The following is a 24,055-nucleotide window of genomic DNA, read 5'->3' on the forward strand; positions in this document are numbered from 1 at the left end:
GCTCACCGGCCCGGGGGCGGGCGCGGGTGGCGCCGCCACCGGCGGGGCGGCCGCGGGCACGGCGATCCGTACCGGCGGCGCGGCCAGCGCCACGGGCGCGGCGGCCGGCAGGGCGGGCACGGTCGCGATCGACTGGCTGGCGCGCAGTTTCAGTTCCAGCACCTGGGGCGCTAGCTGCACCAGCTCCATGCGCGACGGCGCCACCTCGGTGGCGGGCGCGGTGACGGCTGGCGTCGCGCCCGGGGCCGCAGCGGCCGCGGGCGCGGACACGGGCGTGGCGGTCGCCAGCGCGCTGGCCGGCGCGCCAGCGCGGGCCGCCGTTTGCGCCTGCACCAGGTTGTAGTAGGCGCGCCCGTTCGGCTCGAGCGCCACGGCCCGCTGCAAGGTGGCGATGGCGGCCGGGTAGTCGCCCATCAGGTAGTACACATAACCGAGGTTGTTGAGCGGCTGGGCCTCGCCGGGGTAGTCCGCCACCAGGCGTTGCAAGGCGTCGCGCGCGTCGGCCAGCCGGCCCTGCTGGGCGTCGATGGCGGCCACGGCGTTGCGGGCGTCGAGCTGGCCCGCGTCCAGCGCCAGCGACTGGGCGTAGGCCCCCAGCGCCAGGCTCAGCTGGCCGCGCTCCTGGTGGTATTTGCCCAGCCGGTACCAGCTGGCCGCGCTCTGTTCCGTGCTTTGGCTGACCCGCTGCACGCCTTGCACCTGCAGGGACTGGCGCACGGCGGGGCTGCCGCAGGCGCTCAGCATGGCGGCGCCGGCCACGGCGACGACGATCGGTTTCAAGTTCGGCATGATGTGCTCCTTACGTGATTGGGTTAGCCACCGCTGATGCCAGGCAACAGCACGCGGTAGATCTGGATGAACGCCGGCCCCATCAGCACCACCAGCAGCGAGGGGAAGATGAAGAAGATCAGCGGGAACAGCAGTTTCAGGGCGATCTTGGCCGCCATTTCCTCGGCCCGCTGGCGGCGCTTGGTGCGCAGCTGTTCCGACTGGATACGCAGCGAGTCGGCCACGCTGGTGCCGAAGCGCTCGGCCTGGATCAGCATGGCCACCAGCGCGTCCACGTCCTCCACCCCGGTGCGCAGGGCCAGGTTGCGCAGCGCCCGTTCCTTGGTGTTGCCGGCCCGCAGTTCCAGCGTGACGAGGTTCAGTTCGTCGGCCAGCAAGGGGCTTTTCAGGCCGATCTCGTTGGCCACCCGGCCCAGCGCCGCGTCCATGCCCAGCCCGGCTTCGACGCACACGGTCATCAGGTCCAGCGCGTCGGGGAAGCTGTTGAAGATGTCGCGCTGGCGGGTCTGGATGCGCTGGGCCAGCAGCAGATTGGGCAGGTAATAGCCGAAGGCGGCCGCCACCAGCAGCCACATCAGCAGCACGTTGCCGCTGTAGTGGGTGCGCGAGGCGCTCAGCGCGATGTAGGTGAGGAAGGGCAGGCTGATGGCCAGGCCCGTCTTGGCGCCGAAGAACAGGGTGGGCGCGTTCGGGTTGCGCAGCCCGGCCGTCATGAAGCGGGTGCGCAGCGCCGATTTCTCCCAGTCGCCCTCGGGCACGGACAGCTTGGCCAGCGGCCCGGTGAGCTTGAGGAAGCGGGTCAGCCACGGGCCTTGTTCGCGTGCGGCCCGCCCCGCGCTGGTGGTCTGCTCGGTGCTGCCCAGTTGTTCCAGGCGCTGCTGGACGGGGTCGGTGGCGAAGCGGTTCAGCAGCAGCAGGGCGGCACCGAACACGACGATGAACAGCAGCAGCAGCAGGCCGATTTGGGCGATGGTCATGGTGGACTCCTCCTGCTCAGACGCGGATGTGGATGATGCGGCGCATGACGTACACGCCCACGGCCATCAGCACGGCGGCGGCGCCCAGCATCTTGCGCCCGCCCGGATCGGTGTACAGCACGGCCAGGAACTGCGGGCTGGTCATGTGGATCACGGCCGCCGCCGCGAACGGCAGCAGGCCCAGCACCCAGGCCGACATCTTGCCCTCGGCCGACAGCACGCGCACCTGGCCCAGCAGCTTCATGCGGGCCCGGATGATGGCGGCGATGTTGTCGAGCAGCTCGGCCAGGTTGCCGCCCGTCTCGCGCTGGATGGTCACGGCGATCACGAAGTAGCGCAAGTCCGTGCTGGGCACGCGGGTGGCCAGGTTGAGCAGCGCATCCTGCATCGAGATGCCGAAATTGACTTCGTCGAACGCGGCCGAAAATTCGCTGGCCAACGGTTCGCGCATCTCCTCGCCCACCATGGCCAGCGCCGTGGGAAAGGCGTGGCCGGCCCGCACGGCGCGCCCGATCAAGTCCAGCGCGTCGGGCAATTGTTCCTCGATGCGGGCCAGCCGCTGGTCCTTGGCGCGCAGCGCCCACAGCAGCGGCAGGCAGGCGCCGGCCACGGCCAGCGGCAGCGCCAGCAGCCAGGGCAGGCCGAACCAGAAGGCCGCGAACAGGGCCACGCAAAAGCACAAGGCCTGCATGCCCAGCAGTTCGGCCACGCTCCAGGGCAGGCCGCTTTGCTCGAGCAGCCGGTCCACCTGGTGGATGCGGGGCAGCCCCAGCAGCACCCGTTGCAGGCCGGGCGACTCGCTCAACAGGCGCTGCTTGATCATGGAGTTGCTTTGCTGGCCCAGGTGGGCGCCGGCCGACATGGTGCGCAGCCGGCGCGCCACCCGTTCCGCCTCCGGCCCCTTGGTGGCGTTCCAGGCCAGGTATAGCGCTTCGATGCCCAGCACCACGGCCACGAAGATCAGGGTGCCGAAGATGTAGTAGAGAGTGTCCATGATGGTCAGCTCAGCTCGCGGTTGGGGTCGAACATGGTGTCGTCCAGCGCCACGCCGAAGTGGCGCAGCCGTTCGCAAAAGCGCGGCCGCACGCCGCTGGCGCGGAAGCTGCCCAGCACGGTGCCGATCGGATCGAGCCCCGTCTGGCGGAAGGCGAAGATTTCCTGCATGGTGATCATCTCGCCCTCCATCCCCGTCACTTCCGAGATCGAAGTGATCTTGCGCTTGCCGTCCGTCAGGCGCGCCACCTGCACCACCACCCCGATGGCCGAGCTGATCTGCTGGCGCATGGCCTTGGAGGGCAGGTTGGAGGCCGCCATGTTGATCATGTTCTCGAGCCGGGTGAGGGCGTCGCGCGGGGTGTTGGCGTGGATGGTGGCCATCGAGCCTTCGTGGCCGGTGTTCATGGCCTGCAGCATGTCGAGCGCCTCGCCGCCGCGCACCTCGCCCAGGATGATGCGGTCGGGCCGCATCCGCAGCGCGTTGCGCACCAGCGCCCGCTGCGTGACCTCGCCCTTGCCCTCGATGTTGGGCGGGCGCGTCTCGAGCCGCACGATGTGCGGTTGCTGCAGTTGCAGCTCGGCCGCGTCCTCGACCGTGACGATGCGCTCGCTGTGCGAGATGAAACCGGAGATCACGTTGAGCAGGGTGGTCTTGCCCGAGCCGGTGCCGCCCGAGATCAGGATGTTGACCTTGGCCTTGCCCAGGCCCTGCAGCAAGGTGCCCATGCTGCCCGTCAGGCTTTTATATTCGACCAGGTCGGCCAGCCGCAGCGGGGTGGCGGAAAAGCGCCGGATCGACATGATGGGGCCGTCGATGGCCAGCGGCGGGATGATGGCGTTCACGCGCGAACCGTCGGGCAGGCGGGCGTCCACCATGGGGCTCGATTCATCGATGCGCCGGCCGACCCGGGCCACGATCTTGTCGATGATCTTCATCAGGTGGGCGTCGTCGGTGAAGGTGGTGTCGGTCAGCTCGAGCCGGCCGTGGCGCTCCACGTACACCTGCTTGTGGGTGTTGACCAGGATGTCGGAGATGCTGGGGTCGGCCAGCAACGGTTCCAGCGGGCCGAAGCCGAGCACCTCGTACTGGATGTCGCGCGTGAGGCTCTTGCGCTCGGCATCGTTGATGACCATGGTGCCCTCGTCGAGCAGGCGCTCGACGAGGATGCGCAGTTCGTCCCGGATCTCGCTCTGGGACAGGCGCTGCATGCCTTCCAGGTCGACCCGGTCCAGCAGGGCCTGGTGGATGCGGTGCTTGAGCTCCTGGTAGCTGCGGGTGTCGATCGAGCCGGCGCTGGGCAGCACGTAGGGGGTCGGGCCGAGGGCCGTGCCGCCGCTGTTGAGGCGTTCCCGTATCGAGGGTGGCTGGGATGCCATGATGATGCTCCTGGTGAAAGTTCAGTCGGTGCGCGCCATCAGGCCCGCTTCAGTATCTTGGACAGCCAGCCGCGCGTCTCCTCGCCCGGTTCGCCGGCCAGCGTGCGGGCCAGCTCCTGCAAGGCCCGGGACACGGGACTGGTCTTGGCCAGCTGCAAGATGGGCACGCCCTGGTTGACGGAAGCGGCCGCCGCCTCGTAGTGGTTGGGCACGGTCTTGAACATGCGCGTGCCGAACGCGTCCTCGCAGTCGGACAGGCGGATCTCGCCGCCGGGCGCGTAGCGGTTCACGATCAGGTGGATCTTGTCCTTGCGGTAGTCGAGCGAGCGGAACACGCCCAGCAGCCGCTTGCCGTCGCGGATGTAGGGCAGGGTCAGCTGCAGGATGGGGAAGATCATGTCGGCCTGGTCGAGCGCGCGCACGGACACGGCGTCCAGGCTGCGGCCGATGTCGAGCAGCACGAAGTCATAGTGCTGGCGGGCCAGCTGCAGCAGCTGGCTGATGTGCTCAGGCTTGACGTCGTTGGCGTGGGCCGGGTCTTCCGGCGCGGCCAGCACGCCATAGTTGGGCGACACCTGCACCATGCTGGCGGCCAGGAAGGACGGGTCGAGCCGGTGGATCTGCTGGGCCACCTGGGCCAGCGTGGCCGGCGGCTTGTGGTCCGACACGAACAGCGAGGCGTCGCCGAACTGCAGGTTGAGGTCGAACAGGGCCACCTTCTTGTTTTCCTGGGTGGCCAGCGCGTAGCCCAGGTTGGTGGCGATGAAGGTGGCGCCGCTGCCGCCCTTGCACGAGATGAAGGCCAGCACCTTGCCCAGCGGGCGCACGCGGTTCTGCAGTTTTTCCTCGATGCGGCGCACGGCCGGCAGCAGTTGCTCGGGGTCGGCCGGGCTGGGCAGCACTTCGCGCACGCCGCTGCGCATGGCTTGCATCAGGAATTCCGGATCTTGCTGCTGGCAGATGACGATCACGGCCAGGGTCGGGTAGCCGGTGCTGATGCGTTCGAGCTGGTCCAGGTCGGCCTCGTCGAGGGTGGGCTGGTCCAGCAGCAGCAGCTGGCTGTCGATCGGTTCCTGCAGGCGCTGCAATTTGCCCAGGATGGCGTCGATTTCGTCGGCGCCGTTGCGCTCGCGCAGCAGGCGCGACAGTTCCAGCAGTTGCTTCTCGGTTCTGGAAACGACGGTGATTTTCACGATGACTCCTGTCTATGGGTAAGCGGTAGGGCGTTCAGTTGCACATGGGGTTGGGGCTGCCGCCGACCGTGCTGAGCATGCTCTCGCGCGGCAGCGTGGTCGACAGGGCCGGCAGCGACAGCGCCAGCGGCACGCCCGGAATATAGGTGGCGATGGACACGCCGCTGTTGATCGAGACCGTCACGTAGCGGCAGGTCTCGACCGTGCAGCCGCCGGGCGTGTAGCTGACCGTGATGGCGCTGGTGGGCAGCACGTCGAGCATGGCGTGCATCTTGGTCTTGATGGCGCTGGCGTTGAGGTCGCACACGGCGGCGATGCGGGCCCCGAGCCGGGTCGCTTCGGTGGCCGTGTTCCAGTAGAACAGCATGCGGCCCATTTCCATCATGCCCACCAGCAGCATCAGGAACACGGTCGAGACGATGGCAAATTCCAGCGCCGTGGCGCCACCTTGCCGGGCGCGGCGGGCCAGGGCCGGGAGCGGGAGCACGGTTTTCATAGGATTTGCCGCATGGTGGTGCTGATGTTGTTGAAGGTCACGCTGGGGGCGATGAAAGGCACCAGCGAGGTGAACGGGTAGCCGCTGATGGTCACGGTGACCAGGTTGATCACGCCGCTGCCGGTGGCCTGGTTCTGGTGGGTGGACGGGCAGCTGACGCTGTCGCACACGGTGACCATGGCCGTCGTCAAGCCCGGCGCCAGCACGCTGCCGGTGCAGTCGCCGTTGCCGTACACGGCCAGGCACTTGGCCGTGGCCAGGTCGGTGGCGTCGCCCGGACCCTGCTCGGACAGGAAGCGGGCCGCATCCCGGCTGGCCTTGGCCAGCGTGTTGTACTGGTAGATGGCGCGCCCGTACTCGGTGGTGCCGAAGGTCAGCACCAGCAGCGGGATGATCAGGAACGCCAGTTCCACGCTGGCCACGCCCCCTTGTTTGCGGAACCATCTCATGTCGCGTTCTCCTATTGCACCAGGGCCGGCACCAGCGGACCTTCGGCGGCGGGGCCGCCGACCGAGCCGGAGCTGGCGCAAGGGCTGGTGAGGTCGGTCGATTTGCCCAGGTATTCGAGGTAGGTCTCGGGATCGGACTTGCCCATCGGCGCCAGCATCAGCACGCAGGCATAGCCCAGGATGGGCACCTGCTGGGAACTGCTGCCGCCGGCCCAGGCCGCGCAATCGACCACCGGCGCCGTGACCAGGCGGCGGTCGGCGCCGGAGGTGGTCAGCTGGGCCGAGGTCGCCACCGTGACGCCCCCCATGTTGACGGTGCCGCCGGTGCTGGCATTGCCTTGCCATGCCTTGTGCTGGGTGCGCGCGGTCTGGAAGTTCGGCTCGCTGCCGCTGCTGCCCGAGTAGGCGTTGAATTTGGCGGGCCAGTTGGTGGGCGTGTAGGCATAGCCGGTGAAGTCGGGCGCGGCGGTGGCGATGGAATCGCTGCCCTTGTAGAGGCCAAAGCGGGTGTTCCAGGCCGTGTCCAGGCTGGTGATGTTGCCCTGTTCCCCCACCTGGACCGGCGGCGCCGGCACGCTGCACACCCCGGTGCCCTTGAGCAGGTCGGCCAGTTCGCTGGCGCCGCCGCCGGGCGGGGTGAAGTCGACCCAGTCGAAGCTGCCCGTGGCCGACGAACTGAGCTTGCTGGTCACCCACTGGCCCACGGTCAGGCCGGCGAACGGGTCGCTGGAGGGGCCGGGGATCTTGCACAGGCCGATGGGAATGGCGCAGTTGGTGGCGGCCCGCGACAGGGTGGCGACGGCGGAGGCGGCCACGCTCTGGCCGCCCACGCCCAGCACTTCCATGAACCAGGGCAGGATGCCGCTCTGGTGGGTGGTGCACATCACGTACTTGGAAGCGGGGTCGGCGCCGGCCGCGCGCGACAGGTAGGATGAGGCTGGCGCGTAGGTGGTGCTGAAGGTGATGTCGGACGCCGACAGCTGGGCGTTGCCCACGGCCGTGCCCTGGAAGTCGAGGAAGTTGCGCTGGCCCACGGTCAGCCCGCTGTTTTCCGCGTTGAGCAGGAACGACGCGGCGCAGGGGCCGGCGGCCGGATCGCAGGTCAGTTCGCGCGAGGCGGCCAGGGCGCAGGCGTCGGCCGCGTTCTGCAGTTCCGTCTTGTGCAGGTACAGGCGGCCGCCGTCCAGCGCCAGGCCGGCGAAACCGATCAGGATGGGCAGCGCGATGGCGGCGATGATGGCCACCGTGCCGCGCTGGCTGGTCCGTTTTGGGATACGCATGATGGCCGCTCCGTGGCCGCCTATTTGCCCGTGCCCAGGCCGATGGTGAAGGCCTGGGTCTGCGGTTCGGGGGCCCGGTAGGTCTTCTGGTACTGGTCATAGCCGCTCTTGGCGGCCTTGCCGTCCACGCCGACGCTGGGGTTGCCGGCCTGGCCCTGGGGGACGATGGTTTGCTGGGCTTGCAGCATGCGGTTGGCGTTGCCGAACTGGCTGTCCAGGTAGGGGGTGTTGGAGCCGCAAGCGCCCAACAACAGGGCGGCGCCGGCCGCGCACATCAGGGTTTTCATGGTGGTTCTCCTATTTCACGTCAAAGCCGCCAGCCGCGGGGGCGGCCGGCTGGTGGGCCGGGCCGGGCTGGGCGGGCGGCTGGCCTTCGAGTTTGCCCTGCAGGAAGAATTCACCGCGGCTGGGCTGGATGTAGCCATCGGTGGGCAGCTTGTAGTCGGCCGGCAGCGGTTGCACCAGGCGCGGCGTGACGATGAACACCAGCTCGCTGCGGTCGGTCTGGAAGTCGCTCGAGCGGAACAGCGCGCCCAGCACGGGGATCTCGCCCAGGCCGGGGAAGGCCTTGATGCTGGTGGTGACGTTGTTCTTGATCAGGCCGCCGATGGCGAAGCTCTGGCCGTCGAACAGCTGCACCGTGGTGGTGGCGCGGCGCGTGGTGAACGAGGGCAGGATGGCCGTCGTGTTCACGCCGGTGGCCGTGATGCCCACCCCTTCCTTGTTCAGGTCCGACACTTCCGGCGCCACCTTGAGATTGATGCGCCCGCCGTCGAGCACGGTGGGCGTGAACTTGACGGCCACCCCGAATTCCTTCTCCTCCAGCGTGATGGTCTGGGTGGCGCCGTTGTTGTTCTGGGCCACCGGGATGAAGATCTTGCCGCCGGCCAGGAAGCTGGCCTCCTGGCCGCTGATGGCCATGATGGTGGGCTCGGCCAGCACCTTGACCAGGCCATCGCGTTTTTGCGCGTCCAGGCTGGCGAAGTTGCCGTTGCGGTTGTTGAACGCGTCGAGCTTGCCGGGATTGTTGCTGAGCATGTTCGACAGCAGGGTGTAGGTCCAGCTGCCGGCCGTGCGGCTCATGCCCAGGCTGGCGCCGAGCTGGTCGACCAGGGTCTTGGACACTTCGGCCACCTTCACTTCCAGCATCACCTGCTGGGGCGCGGCGATCTTGAGCAGGTTGACCACCTTGGGCGAGGCGCCGGCGGCGCCGCTGTCGCCGCCGGCGGCACCGGCGCCGCCCGTGCCGCCGCCCGTCCCGGCCCCGGCGCGCGCGCCGCGCTGCACGTAGGCGGTGGCCAGCGCCATGGCCTGGTCAGCCCTGACCACGTCCGACACCGTGCCCGACAGGACCAGGGTGTCGGCCGCGGCCGTGATGTGCAAGTCCTTCTCGCCGGGCAGCAACTGCTGGTAGCGGGCCTGCAGGGCCGCCGTATCGACGCCCACGGACAGGTCGACGATGGTGGCGTCGCCCTGCTTGCTCCACAGGGTGAGGTTGGTCGAGCCGGGCGTCTTGCCCAGCATATAGACTTCGTCGGGCTTGAGCAGGATCACGTCGGCCACCCTGGCGTCGCCCACGGACAGCCGGCTGGCCGCGTAGGGCAAGTGCATCAGGGTGGACTTGCCTTCGGCCAGGTGGACTTCGGGCGCGATCTCGATGGTGGGCACATGGGCCGGCACGGCGGCGGGCGTGGTGGCAGGCTTGCCGGCCTTGGCTGCCCTGGCCGGCTTGGCCGGCTTGGCTGGCGCGGTCGCGGCAGCGGGTTCGGTGGCGGCATAGGTCGCGGTGGTCAACAGGCCGGCCAGCACCAGGCTCAGTGGCAGGGCGGTGCTGGTCTTGATGCAGCGTAGTGTCTTCATGCTTAAGCTCCTGGGTTCGGCTTAAAATTGCTGGGTGCTGCGTTCCAGCCCCTTGATGATTTCCACCTGGTTGCCGGCCGGCGGGCGCACGGCCGCGATCCGCCGCGGCGCCGGCACCCGCGGCAGTGGCGCGGCGGCGGCCGCCGCCGGCTTGGTTTCCGGCGCCGGCGCCGTCCGGCCCAGCAGGGTGGATTTGGTGGCGCCGGTCGTCTCCACCGGCTTGGGATCGACCTGGTTGCGCAGCGCCAGCGACAACGTGCCCACGCTGCGCGCCAGGTCCAGTTTCTCGGCCTGTTCCGGCGTCACCTCCAGCGTGACGGCGTTGACCACCTTGGGCTTGGTGTCGTCGCGTCCCGCTTCCTGGGCGATGGCCAGCACCAGGATGTGTTCGAGCACGATCTTGGAAATGCTGGGGTCCCTGACGCTGTTGCGGGCCCCTTCCTCCTGGGTGTTGACGAGGATGTCGACGTAGTTACCCGGCAGGGTGAAGCCGGCCACGCCCACCACGTCGTTCACGCGCACTGTGATGGCGCGCTTGCCCTCGGACACCACGGCCGACAGCCCGCCCTGGGTGCCGGGCGGCGCCAGCTTGCCTTCCATCAGCGGCTCGCCGCGCTGGATGGTGCTGCGGGTGACGCGCGCATCGAGCGCCTTGGGGTCGTTGAAGGAGCCCGGCGGGATGGCGTTGGCGGGCCAGTCCACCAGGCGCACCATCTCGGCGTTGATGCGTGAGCCGAGCGGGATGTCGACCAGGGCCACGGCCACCTTCTGGGTGTTGGCGGCCGACTGCTTGTTGATCCACTGGGCCGCCACCAGCACCGCGCCAAAGGCGAGGACGATGGCTACCAGCATCATGATCATGGCGCGTGTATTTCTCATTTTTGATCCCCCAGGTTAGTGCTGTCGCCGGCAGCGTCCGCGGACGCGGAAGCGCCGAAATAGTTTTGCCAGGCCCAGTCGAGCCCGGCCTGATCGAGGCGCGCGGCGCGGCCTTCGTAATGGGCCAGGTCGCATAACTGGCCCAGCAAGTCGTTCGGATAGCAGGCCATCAGCGGCCGCCCTTCGCGCCCGTGGCGGGCGCGCAGCAGGTAGTCATACATGGCCTCGTCCCAGTCCAGGCCCAGCCGCTCGCACACCTGGCGGAACACGGTGCGGTACAGCGGCTCGGGCAAGGGCCCCACGTGGATCTTGTAGCCCAGGCGGCGCAGGAAGGCGCCGTCGGCCAGTTCCTCGGGCTGCAGGTTGGACGAGAACACCACGATCATGTCGAACGGCACGGCGAACTTGTAGCCGTTCTGCAGGGCCAGGAAGTCGACGTGGCGGTCCAGCGGCACGATCCAGCGGTTCATCAGTTCCACCGCCGAGCAGCGCTGGCGCCCCAGGTCGTCGATCACGAGGATGCCGCCGTTGGCCTTCAGGTGGGGCGGCGCCTGGTACAGGCGGGCGCCATGGTCGAAGCGCAAGTCCAGCATCTCGATGGTCAGCTCGCCGCCGGTGAGCACGGCCGGGCGCTGGCAGCGCACCCAGCGCTGGTCGCGCGTGTAGCGGCGGTCGAACTGGCTGCCGGCCGGCGCGTCCTCGGGCACGGCCGGGTGCACCACGGGGTCGTAGATGGGCACCACGGCGCCATCGATCAGGATCGCGTGGGGAATGGGCACTTCGCCTTCGAGCAGGCCGTGCAGCCGCTCGGCCAGGTAGCTCTTGCCGCTGCCGGCCGGGCCGTGCAGGAAGATGGCGCGCCCGGAATTGAAGGCCGCGCCCAGCTGGTCGAGCAGGGCCGGGCGCACCACCACGCCCTCGTACACGCGCTGCATGTGGGCGCGCGACAGGGGCTGGTGGGTCACGCTGTGGCGCCGGATCTGGGCCACGTAGTCGGCATAGGCCACGGGCGCGGGACCGGCGTAGGCGTCGCGCAGGGCCGCCTCCTGGGCCCGCAGGCGGCCCAGGTCGGTCAGGTTGAAGCACAGGTCGGCGTCCGTGCCGCTGGCGCCGCGGCGCGTGACATCGCACAGCTTTTCCGCGCGCATGGGCGCCAGTACGGCGTCGAGCACGCTCACCGGCAGCCTGGTGGCGCCGGCCAGTTCGCTCAGGTGCATCTGGCCATGCTGGGCCAGTATCTTGCACAGCAAATCGACCAGGAACAGCTGCGGCAGACCCGTCTCCTCGACCGTGCGCGGGGCGGGCGCGCGCAAGGGGTCGGCGACGGTGGCGCTGGTGGCGGGCAGGGTGGTGGCCAACATCATGCTATCCTCGATCGTTGTCAGAACAGGCGTGGAATCACGCGGTACTTCACTTGTGCCATGTACGCCAGGTAGCGCGGATCGCGCGCCAGGAAGCGTTCCTCGCGCAGCAGGCGCGCCACCATCAGGGCGCCGGACAAGACGCTGACGGCGACGTTGAGCGCGCTCGTGTTGTTGACGATGTAGCCGGCGTAGGACAGCAGGTAGCTGGCGTACAGCGGATGGCGTACCACGCTGTACAGGCCGCCCGTCTTGAGCGTGCGGTGGGCCGCCACCAGGCCGAAGCTGCGGTTCAGCGACAGCAGGCCGGCGATCTGGATCAGCACGCCGGCCACGATCATCAGGCGGGCCGCCGGCACCACGGTCTCGCCGGTGGGCGAGAACAGGAACGGGACGAACGTGGCGGCGATGGCCAGGCCCCAGTCGAGCGGGCTGGCGGACACGCGCGCCGGTTCCGAGCGGATCAGGAACAGCACCGCCACCAGCGATTCGGAGGCGCAAAACAGCAGGTAGCTCCAGTCGCCGCTGCGCAGGAACGCTTGCAGGTGGGCGTAGCAGAACAGGCCCCAGGCCCAGGCCAGCAGCATGCCCAGGGCCAGGTTCAGGGGCCGCGAGCGCAGCAGCATGGCCAGCCGGTGTGGTGTGGTGTTCATAGCAGGTTGCTCCAGGCGGGCACGCGCGCCAGCAGCAGTTGCAGCGCGGTGCCGGTGGCGATGGCGATGGCATAGGCCAGCTTGCCGGTGGGGACGGGCGGGGCATCCAGGCGGGTCGTGCCGCCCGTGCCGGCCCGCACCAGCGCGTGCAGCAGCAACTGGCGCAGGTTGGCCAGCACTTGCGCCAGCCGGCCGCTGCCCAGCGCCACCAGCAGCGCCAGCACGCCGCCGGCCAGCATGGTCAGCAGGGCCGCGCCCAGCACGTCGCGCGGGCCCAGGAAGGCGCCGCACATGGCCATCAGCTTGACGTCGCCGGCGCCCATGGCGCCCAGCAGGTACATGGGCAGCAGCAGGGCCAGGCCCAGGCCCAGGCCGGCCAGGCCGTCGAGCAGGCCCAGCGCGCCGAAGGGCGTGGCGAACAGCCCCGCGCCCGGCGCCAGCAAGGCCTGGAACGCCAGGCCGGCCAGCGCGCCACCGAGCACCAGCCGGTTGGGGATGCGGCGCGTGCGCACGTCGTGCCAGACGGCGGCCGCCAGCAGGGCGGCCAGCACGGCGGCCGGCGGCAGCATGCGTGGTTCGACGCTCATGGCGCGCTCCCGGCCGGCGCCGGCGCGGCGCCCGCTTCGGCGGCGCCGGCGTGGCGCTGCAGCCAGCCCACCACGGTCCAGATCAGGATGGCGCCGGCCGCACCGACATAGCCATCGACCGCATAGTGCCAGCCCAGGTGGATGGAACCGGCCAGGATCAGCAGCGCGAACACGGTGAGCGCCACGCCGGCGGCCGGCCGCAGCCGCCAGCCCAGCAGCGCCAGCAGCGTGGAACTGGCCACATGCATGCTGGGCATGGCCGAGATGGTCAGGCCGGATACCCCGACGCCGTGGCGATAGCCTTGCCACAGCATGTCCTGCACGCGCAGGGCCAGCACCGGGATGTGGTGGTCGGCCCGGTGCAGGTATTGCATCAGGGGCGCGTACGGGTCGGGGCCGGCCACCACCAGGTGGTAGTAGCAGGGGCCGGCCGAGGACAGCACGATGGCCATCACGTTGCCCATCACGATCCACGACAGCACGAAGCTGAGCAGGAACTGCATGCGCAGGCGCGGCCGCTCGGTGCTGAACACCAGCCAGTACATGGTGGCGAACATGATGAAGAACCACAGGTGATAGTTGAGGTTGAGGATGGCCGTCACGATGGGGTGGCCGGCCAGCGCCTGCAGCCAGACCCACGGTTGCACGCCACCGTGCAGCAACTGGTCGGCGGCGGCCAGCCGGGTGTCCCAGTCATAGGGATGCAGCAGCGGGACGGCCGCCTTGGCGATGGTGAAGCTGGAGCCGAACACGGGCAGCAGCAACAGGGCCGGCAGCGCGTGCAGCAGGCGCTGGCGGGTCAGGTAAGCCTTGATGTGCTGGCCCAGGTAACGGATCAGTTCGCGCGGCCGTTTCGCCACCATGACATACAAGGCATAGGCGCACAGGGCGAACAGGGGGCCCAGCAGCAGCGAAGTGAGAAAGCCCTCCACCAGCGGCGCCATGTCGCTGCCGTCGGGGTAGCGCGCGCGCAGCACGGCCGCGCCGGCCGCATGGAGCAGCACGATCAGCAGCAGCCAGCGGTGCGCGCGCCACGCGGCGCGCAGTTCGGCCCGCGGGCCAGGGACGGTGGTATGGGACAGGGTGTTCATTGCATGGCGAGGACCACCTGGTCCTTGACGTGTTCAAACAGCAGTTGCACCTGGGTGCCGACGGAGACCACGGCGCCGACGATGATGACGGCGATCAGGGCGGCCAGCAGCGCGTATTCAATGGCGGTGACGGCCGAGCTGTCCTGATGAAAACGCAGCAGCCAATGGTTCACGTTGCACCTCCCTCAGGCAAAGTACGGCCCGCAGGGCCGGGTGCGCGTCGCGGTGCGCGGCCGGCGGGGTATCCCGCCCCGCCAGGCGGCGGCCTGCGGCCACCGTCTGGCGGGCACGTGGCCCGCATCAGGTGTTGGCCGTCTTCAGGTTGTTGCCAACGGTGGAGAAGGTCTTGTTCAACTGGGTGCCGACGATGGTGACGGCGGCGATGATGACGACGGCGATCAGGGCTGCGATCAGGCCATATTCAATGGCCGTCACGCCGTCTTCTTCGCGCAGGAATTTCTGGATAGCTTTCATGATCAATACTCCTCAAGATGGATGGGACAGTCGCACCAAACAGTCCGGATTCCGAGGCGCTGGTGCGTCGCCTCAGAAATTCTTGCCAAGCGCCAGCAATACGATGACGCACACGACGGCGATCAGCGAGGCCACCAGCACCGTTTCGTAAAACGTCGCTCCGCTTTCCCCCCGGAGGAAACGCTGCCAGGGCGTGGGCGAAGGGTCGATGTCACGCATACGGCGCTCCCAGGTGGATAGGTTGGTTCAGCCTTGCCAGTCTCAGCCGGCACCGAAACCGTACTGATGAGTTCACTATAAAGAAAGGAGTGTTGCGCCACATCAGACAACTGTCCTTTTTTTGCCGGGACAAAACGCCCTTTTTGCAAGAGCAATTCCATGACATTTGTCACGAGAAAGGAATGTTGTCAAAATGAATATGCGGCGCACGGGCGCGGCGGCGCGGCGGCGAGCGGACAGGCGGGGGACACGGGCAGGTTCGGGGCCCGGCGGGGAGGCGGCAGGCGCTTAGCGTTCTTGCGGTTCGGCGCGCTGGGTGGTCATGAACACATACAGGTCCAGGCGGTTGGTCACGCCCAGCTTGTGGTAGATCGACGTCAGGTGGTTGCGCAGCGTGTGGTCGGAGATGAACAGGGTCTGGGCCAGCGCCTTGTTGCCGCCGCCACCGGCCGCGATCAGGTCGCAGATCTGGCGTTCCTTGGCCGTCAGGCTGGCCAGCTTGTCGGCCCCGGCGTCGCACTTGCGGCGCTTGGGCGGGTTGCGCATGTCGTCGAAGATGCGGCCCAGGATGCCCTGGTCCAGCCACAGCTCGCCCTGGTGCAGCTTGCGGATCGCTTGCAGCACCACGTCGGCCGCCGCGTCCTTGCCCACCACGCCGCGGGCGCCGTGCAGCACGGCCGCGTCGAGCTGGGACGCATCGCGCGTGCCGCTGAGCACCAGCACGCGCGCGCCGCTGCCATTGACGAGCTCGGCCAAGATGCCCAGCGAGCTGGTGCCATCCAGGTCCAGGTCCAGCACGATCACGTCGGGCGAGAGCGCCCGGGACTGGGCCAGGGCGCCGTCGCAGTCGGCCGCGCAGCCCACCACGCGCATGGTGTCGCCCTCGCTTTCGATCAGCTTGCGCAAGCCCCAGATCATGGTTTGATGGTCGTCCACGAGCAGGACGCGGATGGGGGGATCAGTAGACACGTTATGGCCTTTCTCTCGTTTCAAATGGGGATGGTGATGTGCACCATGGTGCTGCGTTCCGCGCCGGGCAGCACCTCGGCCTGGCCACCCAGGGCCAGCGCCCGTTCCGCGATGGAATGGGGGCGGAAATTGGTCACGGCCTCGGTGGCGCAGTCATTCTCGATACGGATGTCCAGTTCGCGCTCGCTGCACGCGAGCGTGACGGCGCCGGCGCGCGCGTCGGTGTGCTTGCAGATATTGCTGATGCCCTCGCTGACGATCTGGAACACTTCGGCCGCCAGCCGGTCGTTGCCGCGCAACTGGCCGCGGCTGTGGATGGCGATGTCGATGCCGTAGAACTGCTTGACCTGGCTGGCGTGGCGCCGCAGCGCCAGCAGCAGTTCCGGTTCGCTCAAGCCCTGGCGGCCGGCCCGGAAGCTGCTGGCGTAGCGGCGCAGGTCGCCGATCACCTTGGTCGTCATCGCTTGCAGGTTGTCCAGTTCCGGCAGCAGGGGATTGTCGGGCGCGGCCTGCTTGCGGATGGCGCTCAGGCCGTGGCTCAGGCCGATGTACGGTTGCACGGTGGTGTCGTGCAGGTCGCGCGCGATGCGCTCGCGCTCGCGCTGGGAGGCGTCGGAGGCGATGCGGTCGAGCAGCTCGATGTTCTCGATCACGGGGAACACCTGGCTGACGATGTGCAGCAAGAACTGCGCGTCCTGGCGGCTCAGTTCAGGGCGCCCGGTGACGACGATCAGGCGGCCCTCGCCCGTGCGCAGCGGCACCGGCACGGTGACCAGGGCGCCGGCGTCGAGCAGTTCGGCCAGGTCGCTGGCTGCATCGGGCGCCATGCGCACCCAGCGCTGGCGGGTGGCCAGGTATTCGCGCGCCAGCGCGTGGCGGCGCAGCAGGCCGTCCAGCGGGCGCGTGTACAGCACCGTGCGCCCGGCGCTGAAGGCCAGCAGGGGCGCGGCCGCTTCGGCCGAAAGGCGGGTCGGCTGCGGCGTGCGTCCCGCCTGTTCGCCGCTGGCTGCCCGCAGCGACCAGTGTTCGGCACCGCTCTCGCGCATCAGCAGGATGCAGCGGCTGGCGCCATAGAACTGGCGGATCTTCTCGAGCACGGTGGCGATGGTCTGGTCCACCCCGAAGCGGGGATTCGATTGCTGGGTCACCTCGTGCAGCAGGGCCAGCCGCCGCTGCTGCGACACCACCAGCCCGCCCCAGTGGGCGATCATGTAGCCCAGCGCCAGCAGGAAGGTGGCGCGCAGCAGCACCCGCGACAGGGCCGCGTCGGTGTGGGCCGTGACGGCCGTGGTGGCGAACAGCGCGGTCGACACCAGCGTGGTGCGGGCCCCGGCCTCGAAGCCGAAGGTGAACGAGGCGGCCAGGATGGAGAAGAAGAAGAACAGGAAAAAGAAGCTGTTGCTGCCGCCCGTGACGAGCACGATCAGGTAGAACCAGCCCACGTCGAGCCAGTAGGCCACGTGCGGGCGCAGCCGGGGCGAGGCGAACAGGTTCAATACCAGGCTGTGCAGCAGGTAGCCGGCGAATACGAAGATGGTGAAGTCGTTCATCCGGCCCACGCCGGTCGGGTCGATGAACAGCGTGAGCAGGCACGTCATGGCCAGCACCAGGCGCATCCGGTTGACCATGGAGGCGTCGGTGGGGTCTTTCACGTGCCGGGGGGGGATCAGAATGTTGTCGCTCACAAGCGCTCCAGCCCAGTTTTCTTGCTGGTCTTGTAACAATTGGTTCAGTCTAACGGCAGACGGCGCAAGCGTCCATATCCTTGGATCAAATTTGTTGTATCAATAACGGCGATGCCACAGTCGGGGGTTTTATAGCACGAGCGTGCGCCGCCGTGCCCGTCAGGCGATGCCGGCCGGCGCGCCCCAGCAGCGGCGTACGATGGGCCGGGCCGCCGCCAGGCATAGCCCGGCCAGGGCCAGCGCCGCCACGCCGTCGCAGGCGTAATGCCAGGCCAGCACGATGGTCGAGGCCCAGATCAGCAGCGCCAGCGGCAGCGCGCCCCACAGCGCGCGCGGCCAGTGGCGCCCCAGCGACCAGGTGGCCATGGCCGTCATGGCCACATGCAGGCTGGGCATGGCCATGGTGCCGTACAACAGGCCGTTCTGGGCGATGCGCCCGGCCTGGTAGGCTTGCAGGTAGGCTTGCAGCTGGCCGCTCAGGGTGCCGCGCAGGTGGACGAACCAGCCCGGCTGATAATACGCGGGGCCGGCCACGGGAAAGCGCAGCGCGATGGCGGTGGTGCCATAGAAGGCCAGCACGATGGCCACCGCCAGCGTCAGGTAGCGCTCCGTGTGGCGCGCCTTGACCAGCAAGGCCAGCACCAGCAGCACGTACAGCCACATCAGGTGATAGATGGTTTCCCACCATGCCAGCGGGATCAGGCGCAGGCGCGGTATGAGGCGCCACAGTGGCAGCTCGAGGCGCCACAGGACCGGGTCGTACCAGACGGTGGCGGCGTCGCGGTAGACCTGCACCAGGTTGGCGTTGCCGCCGATGGCGAGGATGGCGGCGAATACCAGCGCGCAGCCGGTGATGGCCGCATCGACCGGCAGCACGGCGCGCCACAGCGGGCCGACATCGATCCGCTCGCCGCCGGGCGCCATGAACTGGCGCATGCGGCGCAGCGAGTCGAGCACGGCCAGCAGGCTGAACAGCAAGGCGTAGCAGCCCGTGAAGTAGGCCGCCACCAGCACCTGGGGCCAGGTGAGCAGGCCGACCGAGCGCGCGCCGGCCAGCCAGTTGGCCAGCGCGCCCAGGATGGCCCCCACCAGTAGCAGCGGCGCCAGGGTGCGCAGCAGGCGCGCCGCGGCCGCGCTATGGTTGGCGGACATAAACCACGGCCACCCGGTCGCCATATAGGCGGCGCCAGTGGGGCAGGGTGTCGAGCAGGTACAGCATGGGGTGGCTGTCGGCGGCGATCAGCGCCCAGCGCACGCCGTAGCGGTCGGTGGCCTGTTCGAAGGCGGCGCGGTCGGGCTGGAACGCGGCCAGGTAGGCCAGCACGAAATCGCTGCCGTACATGTCGGCGCGCCCGTCGATGTAGGGCCGTAACTGGCGGTAGATCAGATAGCCGCCGAATTCATAGCTGTTGAACACGGGCTGGGACAACAGGGCGGGCGGCACCTGCGCCAGCGCCGTCATCGGCGTGGCCTGGTCGTCGCCCCGTTGCGGCGGCATGGCCAGGCGCAGCCCGGCCGCCAGCAGGGCCATGGCCAGCAGTACGGCGCCCCAGGCGCGCCAGGCCGATGCGCCCTGCGCGCGCGCGCCATCGGCGTGCGGGGCGCCGGGGCGGCCCAGCGCCAGCCCCAGCGGGGCGGCCAGCACCAGCGCGCCCACCAGGCCGGCGATCATCTGGTGCCGGCTGTGCTTGAGCGCCATGTAGAGCAGCGCCAGCAGCATGAACACGCGCGCGGGCGGCATGCGCAGCGGCCGGGTGAGCGCCGTGTACAGCAAGGTCAGCAGCGCCAGCGTGAGCGGTTGCAGGTGGTTGAAGTTGGGCGGCTGCCATTCGGCGACGGTGGCGGTCAGCGCCGGTTGCATCAGCTGGAACGGGTGCCACAGGCTGCGCCAGCCAAACGGGGTGCACATGGCCACCGCCGCCGCGCCCAGCAGGAACAGGCTCCACTGGCGCAGCGCCGGCCCGCGCGGCGCCGGCGTGGCCGCCAGCGCCTCCAGCGCCAGCACGCCGGCCAGCGCCAGGCCCAGCACGAAACTGCCATGCAGGTTGGCCCACAGCGCCATCAGCGCCAGCCAGCGCCAGGAGGGCGCGCGTCCCGCGTCGCGCGCCGTCAGCAGCGCCACGCACCAGGCGCACAGCGGCACCAGGGCCAGCAGGTGGGGACGGGCGAACAGGCTGGGGACGATGCAGGCGGCCACCAGCGTGGTGCACACCAGCGGCGCGGGCTGGGCCAGGTGGCGTTGCAGGTAGTGGCTCGTCAGCCCCAGCGTCGCGGCCAGCGCGGCGCCGCACAGCAGCATCAGGCCACCCCAGCCGGCGGCGCTGAATGCGGCCGCCATCAGCACTTCGGACAGCCACTCGTGGGCCACCCAGGGCGCGCCGGGCATGGTGGCGGAAAACACATCGGTGTGGGGGATGGCCTGATGGGCCAGCATCCAGCGGCCCGCCGCCAGATGCCAGTAGGTGTCTCCATCAAGCAACAAGGGGCGGTGCACCAGGGGGAACAGGAAGCCGAGCAGCGCCGCCAGCAGCGCGAAGGGGGGCCAGCGCCAGGCAAGCGCTGGCGTGCTGACAGGGGTGGCGTGGCATTCCAAGGTGGCGCTCCCGGGCGTGATGTGGTTCAGTCAACATAGCAGGGGCGCCGGGGATTGTCTATCTCCTAACGCATGAACATCCACACGGTCAGCGTGGCGCCCACCAGCACGACGAAGGTGCGCATCACCTTCTCGGGCAGGCGGTGGATCAGCCAGGCGCCGCACAGGCCGCCGGCGATGCCGCCCGCGCACAGGGCCAGCGCGGCCGGCCAGCTGATCAGGTGCGAGGTGGCGAAGATCACGGTGGCGGCCGCGTTCATGGCCATGGCCAGCATGTTCTTGGTGGCCGTGGCGGCGCGCACCTGCTGGCCGGCGATGGTGAGCGCGGCCAGCATCAGGAAGCCGATGCCGCCGCCGAAGTAGCCGCCGTAGACGGCGATGCAGCTTTGCACCAGCACCAGCGCCCAGCGCGGCACGGAACCGGCCGCGTGCAGCGGCTGGCGGCGGAAGCTGCCCCAGGCGAACATGCTGGTGGCAAACAGCACCAGCCACGGCACCAGCCGGGCGAAGAAGGAGGCCGGTGTGTTCAGCAGCAGCAGCGCGCCCACCACGCCGCCGGCCACGCTGATGGCGAACATCTGGCGGAACGTGAGCGGGCCCACGTCGGCCGTCAGCTTGCGGCCCGCCACGGCCGACGTGGTCTGGCTGGGGAACATGGCGATGGTGGAAGTCATGTTGGCCGCCAGCGGATTGAGGCCGGCCAGCAGCAGGGCGGGGAAGGTGATGAAGGAACCGCCCCCGGCCAGCGCGTTCTGCACGCCGGCGAAAAAGCCGGCGGCGGCGATCATCAGGACGACGGAAATCTCGAGCGGGGGAACGGGTGGCATGGCGGGACAGTCGGTGGGTGGGAAAATAGGGCGCGGTGCGAAATTATACCCGTGCGCCGGCCAGAGCGCTGGGCGCCGGCGGCGCTATAATGGCCGCATGACCTCGCCGCCACGCCGCTCGCCCCCTGGGCTGTTTGCCCGCGTGCCGCTCCCCGTGGCGTGGGCTGGCCTGTGTTTCGCGCTGGGCGCGGCCGCCATTTTCCAGTATCCGCTGAACCACGATGTGGCCTGGCTGCTCGCCATGGCTGGCCGGGCGCGCGGGGGCGCGCGCCTGTATGTCGACCTGATTGAACTGAACCCGCCGCTCATCATCTGGCTCAGCATGCCGGTAACGGCGCTGGCCGACTGGCTGCGGGTGGCGCCTGGCACCGTCTACCGGGTGCTGGTGCTGGCCCTGGCCCTGGCATGCGTGGGCTGGGCGGCGGCGCTGGCGCGCGACCATCGGGGCGGTGCGGCCGGGGCGCTGCTGTTGCCGCCGCTGGCCTATGTGGCCGTGGCGCTGGCCGGCTACGATTTCGGCCAGCGCGAGCACCTGGCTTTGCTGCTGTCCCTGCCTTACCTGGCGCAGGCTTGCGTGCGCCTGCATGGCGCGCCGGTGCGCCGGCGCGGGCGCCTGGCCGCCGCGGCGCTGGCGGCCATCGGTTTCGCCATCAAGCCTTACTTCCTGCTGGTGCCGGCGCTGGTGGAGGGGGTGCTGGTGCTGCGCAGCCGGCGCGGCCCGGACGGCGGCGTGTGGCTGATGGGCGCCATCATGTGCGCCTACCTGGCCGCGATCCTGTGGCTCACGCCCGATTACCTGCCGCTGGCGCGCACGTTGGCGCACGTGTATGGGGCCGGCTACCTTGGCATCGGCCGGTTCGACTTCCTGCACACACCCAATTTCCTGATCGGCGCGATCTGCGCCACGCTGGCCTGGATCGCGGGACCGGCGCCGCGCGGCGCGGCGCTGCCGCTGTCGGCGGCGGCCGCCGGCTTCGCCGGCGCCGCCCTGTTGCAGAACAAGGGCTGGAATTATCACTGGTATCCGGTGGCGGCCCTGGCCTGGCTGCTGTTCGCGCTGGCCGCGGCCGAAGTGCTGGCCAGGCCTGGCCGGCTGCCGGCCCGCGCGGTGGCGCCGCTGGTGGGCGGCGTCATGGCCGTCCTGGCGGCGCTCTCGCTGCTGGCCGCGCCCCATAAGGCCGCGCTGGAAAATCCCGCGCCCGCCCTGTTTTCGCCGGTGATCCGGGAGCTGGGCGGCGGGCCGGTGCTGGTCTGGTCCAACGCCGTGCGCGCCGCCTATCCCCTGGTCACCGAGCCTGACATCGGCACCGCCTCGCGCCTGCCGACGATGTCGCTGCTTTCGGCAGCGATCGTGGCCCGCCAGGCCAGAGTCGAGGCGTACCTGCGCGATATCGTCGTGGCCGACCTGCTGCGCGCGCCGCCGAATGTGCTGGTGGTGGAAAGCCAGCCGTGGGGGCCGGCGCCATCGTTCGACTTCATCGCCTATCTGGCCGCCGATGCGCGGGCCGCGCCGGCGTTGCGCGGCTACCGCCTGGCCAGGCAGGTGGCCGGCTACCGCTTCTACCAGCGGCTGCCAGCGCCGGCGGCGCTAGGTGGCCGAGACGATGGCCAGCAGCGAGACGCCGAACGGCAGGCCCATGAACCGTAACAGGTGGCGCTCGCTACTGAAGGCCTGATGCAGGAGGCGGTTCACGGGCGCGGCGGGGATGGCCGTGCCGCTGGCGGCCTGCTTGCCCGACAGGCGGTCCGTGATGCGCGCGGCGGCGGCCAGCGGGAACAGCAGGGTGTTGAAATGCGTGAGCCGCTCCAGGCGCAGCCCGGCCGCGCCGACCTTGCGGCGCAGTTCGGCGGCGCTGTAGCGGCGCTGATGGTGCAGGAACACGTCGTGCGGTCCCCACATCCAGCGGTTGGCCGGCACCGTCAGCAGCATGCGCCCGCCGCCGGCCAGCAGCGTTTTGGCCAGGGCCAGCGTGGCCACGTCCTCGTCGATATGTTCCAGCACGTCGAACATGCAGACCAGGTCGAAGGAGGCGGGCGGGAACGGGACGTCGTCGGGGCAGCGTCCCTGGCGGATATCGAAGCGGTGGCCCGTCCTGGCGAGCGAGATCAGGCGGGCGCCCGGATCCATTTCCAGGGCGCTGACGGCGCCATGGCCGGCCAGCAGTGCCAGGTTGCCGCCCGTGCCCGAGCCGATTTCCAGGATGCGCGCCGCGGCCGGCAGGGCCATGCCGGCCAGGACGGCATCGAGGATGGCGCGGCGGCCGGTGAACCACCAGTGGCGCTGCTCGGTGTCGGCCATTTCCAGGTACGCTTCAGGGCTCATGCTCATCTCCATGACGTTGGCGCACGATATAGGTGGGCCGCCGCTTCGTCTCCAGGTAGATGCGGCCGATGTATTCACCGAGCACGCCGATGCTGATCAACTGCAGGCTGCCCAGGAACAGGATGGCCACCAGCAGCGAGGCGAAGCCCGGCACGTCCACCCCCAGGATCAGCGTGCGCAGCACGATGAACGCGGCATAGCACAGCGACAGGGCGGCCCCGGCCCCGCCGATATAGGTCCACACCTTCAGCGGCGCGGTGCTGAAACTGGTGACGCCGTCGATGGCGAAGTTCCACAGCCGCCAGCCCGAGAACTTGGTCTCGCCGCGGCTGCGCGCATGGCGCACATAGTCGATGGTGGTGCTGCGAAAGCCCACCCAGGCGAACAAGCCCTTCATGAAGCGCTGGTTCTCGGGCAGCTGTTTCAGCGCCTCGATGGCGGCGCGCGACATGAGGCGGTAGTCGCCCACGTCCTGCGGCACCTTGATGGTCGAGATCTGATTGTGGACCTTGTAGAACAGGCTGGCGGTGGTGCGCTTCAGGTAGGAGTCCGCGCTCCGGTCCACGCGCCGGGCCAGCACCACGTCGTAGCCGCGCCGCCATTCGGCGATCAGGGCGGCGATCAGCTCGGGCGGATCCTGCAGGTCGGCGTCGATGGGGATCACGGCGTCACCGCTGGCCGCGTCGATCCCGGCCGTCAGCGCCGCCTCCTTGCCGAAGTTGCGCGACAATTCGATCACCCGGAACCGGCGGTCGAGGCGGGACAGCGCCAGCAGCAAGTCCAGCGTGCCGTCCCGGCTGCCGTCGTCGACGCAGATCACTTCAAAGCGCAGCTGCGGCTGGCTATCGAGGATGGGGCGCAAGGTGTGCTGGAACAGTTCAATGCCGTCGGCCTCATTGAAGAATGGAACCACGATGGAAACGAGGTCGGGCTGTCCGCATGGTGTCGTCGCTTGCATCATTGTCGTAGGCAATCCG

Annotated in this window: 26 protein-coding genes; 1 reads left to right on the forward strand and 25 read right to left on the reverse strand. The window is 69.3% G+C overall.

Going from position 1 to position 24,055, the window contains the following annotated elements; all coding sequences use genetic code 11:
* From H3H36_RS16380 to H3H36_RS16490, 23 genes are all read right to left on the reverse strand, one after another.
* A partial coding sequence (locus tag H3H36_RS16380) for a tetratricopeptide repeat protein (protein WP_182219171.1) occupies positions 1-789 on the reverse strand: 789 nt, incomplete at its 3' end.
* Between the two features lie 23 nt (positions 790-812).
* The gene (locus H3H36_RS16385) at positions 813-1,766 is read right to left on the reverse strand and encodes a type II secretion system F family protein (RefSeq protein ID WP_182219172.1); all 954 of its coding nucleotides are present in this window, start codon (positions 1,764-1,766) and stop codon (positions 813-815) included.
* A 16-nt stretch (positions 1,767-1,782) separates the two neighbouring features.
* Positions 1,783-2,760, reverse strand: a complete 978-nt coding sequence (locus tag H3H36_RS16390) for a type II secretion system F family protein (RefSeq protein WP_182219173.1) — start codon at positions 2,758-2,760, stop codon at positions 1,783-1,785.
* Between the two features lie 5 nt (positions 2,761-2,765).
* The gene (locus tag H3H36_RS16395) at positions 2,766-4,139 is read right to left on the reverse strand and encodes a TadA family conjugal transfer-associated ATPase (RefSeq protein ID WP_182219174.1); all 1,374 of its coding nucleotides are present in this window, start codon (positions 4,137-4,139) and stop codon (positions 2,766-2,768) included.
* Positions 4,140-4,177: 38 nt separating this feature from the next.
* Positions 4,178-5,332: a CpaE/TadZ family protein gene (locus H3H36_RS16400; protein WP_182219175.1), complete on the reverse strand. Its 1,155-nt coding sequence runs from the start codon at positions 5,330-5,332 to the stop codon at positions 4,178-4,180.
* A gap of 34 nt (positions 5,333-5,366) precedes the next feature.
* On the reverse strand, positions 5,367-5,828 hold the full coding sequence (locus tag H3H36_RS16405) for a TadE/TadG family type IV pilus assembly protein (protein WP_182219176.1): 462 nt from the start codon (positions 5,826-5,828) through the stop codon (positions 5,367-5,369).
* Positions 5,825-6,277: a TadE/TadG family type IV pilus assembly protein gene (locus H3H36_RS16410; protein ID WP_182219177.1), complete on the reverse strand. Its 453-nt coding sequence runs from the start codon at positions 6,275-6,277 to the stop codon at positions 5,825-5,827. Before H3H36_RS16410 ends, H3H36_RS16405 begins: the two co-directional genes overlap by 4 nt.
* Before the next feature lie 11 nt (positions 6,278-6,288).
* Entirely contained in the window at positions 6,289-7,557 is a 1,269-nt protein-coding gene (locus H3H36_RS16415; protein WP_182219178.1) for a pilus assembly protein TadG-related protein, read from the reverse strand.
* Positions 7,558-7,577: 20 nt separating this feature from the next.
* The gene (locus H3H36_RS16420; protein ID WP_182219179.1) at positions 7,578-7,844 is read right to left on the reverse strand and encodes a pilus assembly protein; all 267 of its coding nucleotides are present in this window, start codon (positions 7,842-7,844) and stop codon (positions 7,578-7,580) included.
* 10 nt (positions 7,845-7,854) lie between these two features.
* Positions 7,855-9,417: a type II and III secretion system protein family protein gene (locus tag H3H36_RS16425; protein ID WP_182219180.1), complete on the reverse strand. Its 1,563-nt coding sequence runs from the start codon at positions 9,415-9,417 to the stop codon at positions 7,855-7,857.
* A gap of 21 nt (positions 9,418-9,438) precedes the next feature.
* Positions 9,439-10,296, reverse strand: coding sequence for a Flp pilus assembly protein CpaB (cpaB, locus tag H3H36_RS16430; protein WP_182219181.1), 858 nt, complete (start codon positions 10,294-10,296; stop codon positions 9,439-9,441).
* Positions 10,293-11,660, reverse strand: a complete 1,368-nt coding sequence (locus H3H36_RS16435; protein WP_229219950.1) for an ATP-binding protein — start codon at positions 11,658-11,660, stop codon at positions 10,293-10,295. Before H3H36_RS16435 ends, cpaB begins: the two co-directional genes overlap by 4 nt.
* Before the next feature lie 17 nt (positions 11,661-11,677).
* Positions 11,678-12,310, reverse strand: coding sequence for a methyltransferase family protein (locus H3H36_RS16440; RefSeq protein WP_182219182.1), 633 nt, complete (start codon positions 12,308-12,310; stop codon positions 11,678-11,680).
* Positions 12,307-12,897, reverse strand: a complete 591-nt coding sequence (locus H3H36_RS16445) for an A24 family peptidase (RefSeq protein WP_229219951.1) — start codon at positions 12,895-12,897, stop codon at positions 12,307-12,309. The genes H3H36_RS16440 and H3H36_RS16445 overlap by 4 nt, the downstream gene beginning before the upstream one ends.
* Positions 12,894-13,988, reverse strand: a complete 1,095-nt coding sequence (locus tag H3H36_RS16450; protein WP_182219183.1) for a phosphatase PAP2 family protein — start codon at positions 13,986-13,988, stop codon at positions 12,894-12,896. The genes H3H36_RS16445 and H3H36_RS16450 overlap by 4 nt, the downstream gene beginning before the upstream one ends.
* Positions 13,985-14,161 (reverse strand): Flp family type IVb pilin, encoded by a 177-nt coding sequence (locus H3H36_RS16455; protein WP_375539600.1) that lies wholly within the window; start codon positions 14,159-14,161, stop codon positions 13,985-13,987. Before H3H36_RS16455 ends, H3H36_RS16450 begins: the two co-directional genes overlap by 4 nt.
* Before the next feature lie 127 nt (positions 14,162-14,288).
* The gene (locus H3H36_RS16460) at positions 14,289-14,462 is read right to left on the reverse strand and encodes a Flp family type IVb pilin (RefSeq protein WP_182219184.1); all 174 of its coding nucleotides are present in this window, start codon (positions 14,460-14,462) and stop codon (positions 14,289-14,291) included.
* Positions 14,463-14,534: 72 nt separating this feature from the next.
* Entirely contained in the window at positions 14,535-14,681 is a 147-nt protein-coding gene (locus tag H3H36_RS16465) for a Flp family type IVb pilin (RefSeq protein WP_182219185.1), read from the reverse strand.
* Between the two features lie 288 nt (positions 14,682-14,969).
* A complete protein-coding gene (locus tag H3H36_RS16470) occupies positions 14,970-15,650 on the reverse strand; it encodes a response regulator (RefSeq protein ID WP_311196644.1) in 681 nt (226 codons plus the stop codon).
* A 20-nt stretch (positions 15,651-15,670) separates the two neighbouring features.
* Positions 15,671-17,335 (reverse strand): sensor histidine kinase, encoded by a 1,665-nt coding sequence (locus H3H36_RS27570; protein WP_182219186.1) that lies wholly within the window; start codon positions 17,333-17,335, stop codon positions 15,671-15,673.
* Between the two features lie 159 nt (positions 17,336-17,494).
* A complete protein-coding gene (locus H3H36_RS16480; protein ID WP_182219187.1) occupies positions 17,495-18,487 on the reverse strand; it encodes a phosphatase PAP2 family protein in 993 nt (330 codons plus the stop codon).
* The gene (locus H3H36_RS16485) at positions 18,471-19,928 is read right to left on the reverse strand and encodes a hypothetical protein (protein WP_182219188.1); all 1,458 of its coding nucleotides are present in this window, start codon (positions 19,926-19,928) and stop codon (positions 18,471-18,473) included. The genes H3H36_RS16480 and H3H36_RS16485 overlap by 17 nt, the downstream gene beginning before the upstream one ends.
* A 65-nt stretch (positions 19,929-19,993) precedes the next feature.
* The gene (locus H3H36_RS16490) at positions 19,994-20,755 is read right to left on the reverse strand and encodes a sulfite exporter TauE/SafE family protein (RefSeq protein WP_182219189.1); all 762 of its coding nucleotides are present in this window, start codon (positions 20,753-20,755) and stop codon (positions 19,994-19,996) included.
* A 97-nt stretch (positions 20,756-20,852) separates the two neighbouring features.
* Here H3H36_RS16490 and H3H36_RS16495 point away from each other — a divergent pair, with 97 nt between their 5' ends.
* Entirely contained in the window at positions 20,853-22,403 is a 1,551-nt protein-coding gene (locus H3H36_RS16495) for a hypothetical protein (RefSeq protein WP_182219190.1), read from the forward strand.
* On the opposite strand, the gene H3H36_RS16500 is transcribed toward H3H36_RS16495, so the two are convergent.
* Both H3H36_RS16500 and H3H36_RS16505 read right to left on the reverse strand, forming a co-directional pair.
* A complete protein-coding gene (locus H3H36_RS16500) occupies positions 22,344-23,078 on the reverse strand; it encodes a class I SAM-dependent methyltransferase (protein WP_182219191.1) in 735 nt (244 codons plus the stop codon). The genes H3H36_RS16495 and H3H36_RS16500 overlap by 60 nt on opposite strands.
* A complete protein-coding gene (locus H3H36_RS16505) occupies positions 23,068-24,039 on the reverse strand; it encodes a glycosyltransferase family 2 protein (protein ID WP_311196645.1) in 972 nt (323 codons plus the stop codon). Before H3H36_RS16505 ends, H3H36_RS16500 begins: the two co-directional genes overlap by 11 nt.
* Positions 24,040-24,055 lie beyond the last annotated feature (16 nt).

The sequence above is a fragment of the Rugamonas fusca genome (genome assembly GCF_014042365.1).
GTDB classification, from domain to species: Bacteria; Pseudomonadota; Gammaproteobacteria; order Burkholderiales; family Burkholderiaceae_D; genus Rugamonas; species Rugamonas fusca.

Excerpts from the sequence above, each read along its gene's own strand:
- H3H36_RS16450 (WP_182219183.1), bottom strand. The coding sequence starts at position 13,988 with ATGAACACCCTGTCCCATACCACCGTCCCTGGCCCGCGGGCCGAACTG.
- H3H36_RS16505 (WP_311196645.1), bottom strand. The coding sequence starts at position 24,039 with ATGATGCAAGCGACGACACCATGCGGACAGCCCGACCTCGTTTCCATC.
- H3H36_RS16390 (WP_182219173.1), bottom strand. The coding sequence starts at position 2,760 with ATGGACACTCTCTACTACATCTTCGGCACCCTGATCTTCGTGGCCGTG.
- H3H36_RS16460 (WP_182219184.1), bottom strand. The coding sequence starts at position 14,462 with ATGAAAGCTATCCAGAAATTCCTGCGCGAAGAAGACGGCGTGACGGCC.
- H3H36_RS16465 (WP_182219185.1), bottom strand. The coding sequence starts at position 14,681 with ATGCGTGACATCGACCCTTCGCCCACGCCCTGGCAGCGTTTCCTCCGG.
- H3H36_RS16385 (WP_182219172.1), bottom strand. The coding sequence starts at position 1,766 with ATGACCATCGCCCAAATCGGCCTGCTGCTGCTGCTGTTCATCGTCGTG.
- H3H36_RS16410 (WP_182219177.1), bottom strand. The coding sequence starts at position 6,277 with ATGAGATGGTTCCGCAAACAAGGGGGCGTGGCCAGCGTGGAACTGGCG.
- H3H36_RS16495 (WP_182219190.1), top strand. The coding sequence starts at position 20,853 with ATGACCTCGCCGCCACGCCGCTCGCCCCCTGGGCTGTTTGCCCGCGTG.
- H3H36_RS16490 (WP_182219189.1), bottom strand. The coding sequence starts at position 20,755 with ATGCCACCCGTTCCCCCGCTCGAGATTTCCGTCGTCCTGATGATCGCC.
- H3H36_RS16480 (WP_182219187.1), bottom strand. The coding sequence starts at position 18,487 with ATGTCCGCCAACCATAGCGCGGCCGCGGCGCGCCTGCTGCGCACCCTG.
- H3H36_RS16420 (WP_182219179.1), bottom strand. The coding sequence starts at position 7,844 with ATGAAAACCCTGATGTGCGCGGCCGGCGCCGCCCTGTTGTTGGGCGCT.
- H3H36_RS16395 (WP_182219174.1), bottom strand. The coding sequence starts at position 4,139 with ATGGCATCCCAGCCACCCTCGATACGGGAACGCCTCAACAGCGGCGGC.
- H3H36_RS16445 (WP_229219951.1), bottom strand. The coding sequence starts at position 12,897 with ATGAGCGTCGAACCACGCATGCTGCCGCCGGCCGCCGTGCTGGCCGCC.
- H3H36_RS16440 (WP_182219182.1), bottom strand. The coding sequence starts at position 12,310 with ATGAACACCACACCACACCGGCTGGCCATGCTGCTGCGCTCGCGGCCC.
- H3H36_RS16435 (WP_229219950.1), bottom strand. The coding sequence starts at position 11,660 with ATGATGTTGGCCACCACCCTGCCCGCCACCAGCGCCACCGTCGCCGAC.
- H3H36_RS16415 (WP_182219178.1), bottom strand. The coding sequence starts at position 7,557 with ATGCGTATCCCAAAACGGACCAGCCAGCGCGGCACGGTGGCCATCATC.
- cpaB (WP_182219181.1), bottom strand. The coding sequence starts at position 10,296 with ATGAGAAATACACGCGCCATGATCATGATGCTGGTAGCCATCGTCCTC.
- H3H36_RS16500 (WP_182219191.1), bottom strand. The coding sequence starts at position 23,078 with ATGAGCCCTGAAGCGTACCTGGAAATGGCCGACACCGAGCAGCGCCAC.
- H3H36_RS16425 (WP_182219180.1), bottom strand. The coding sequence starts at position 9,417 with ATGAAGACACTACGCTGCATCAAGACCAGCACCGCCCTGCCACTGAGC.
- H3H36_RS16405 (WP_182219176.1), bottom strand. The coding sequence starts at position 5,828 with ATGAAAACCGTGCTCCCGCTCCCGGCCCTGGCCCGCCGCGCCCGGCAA.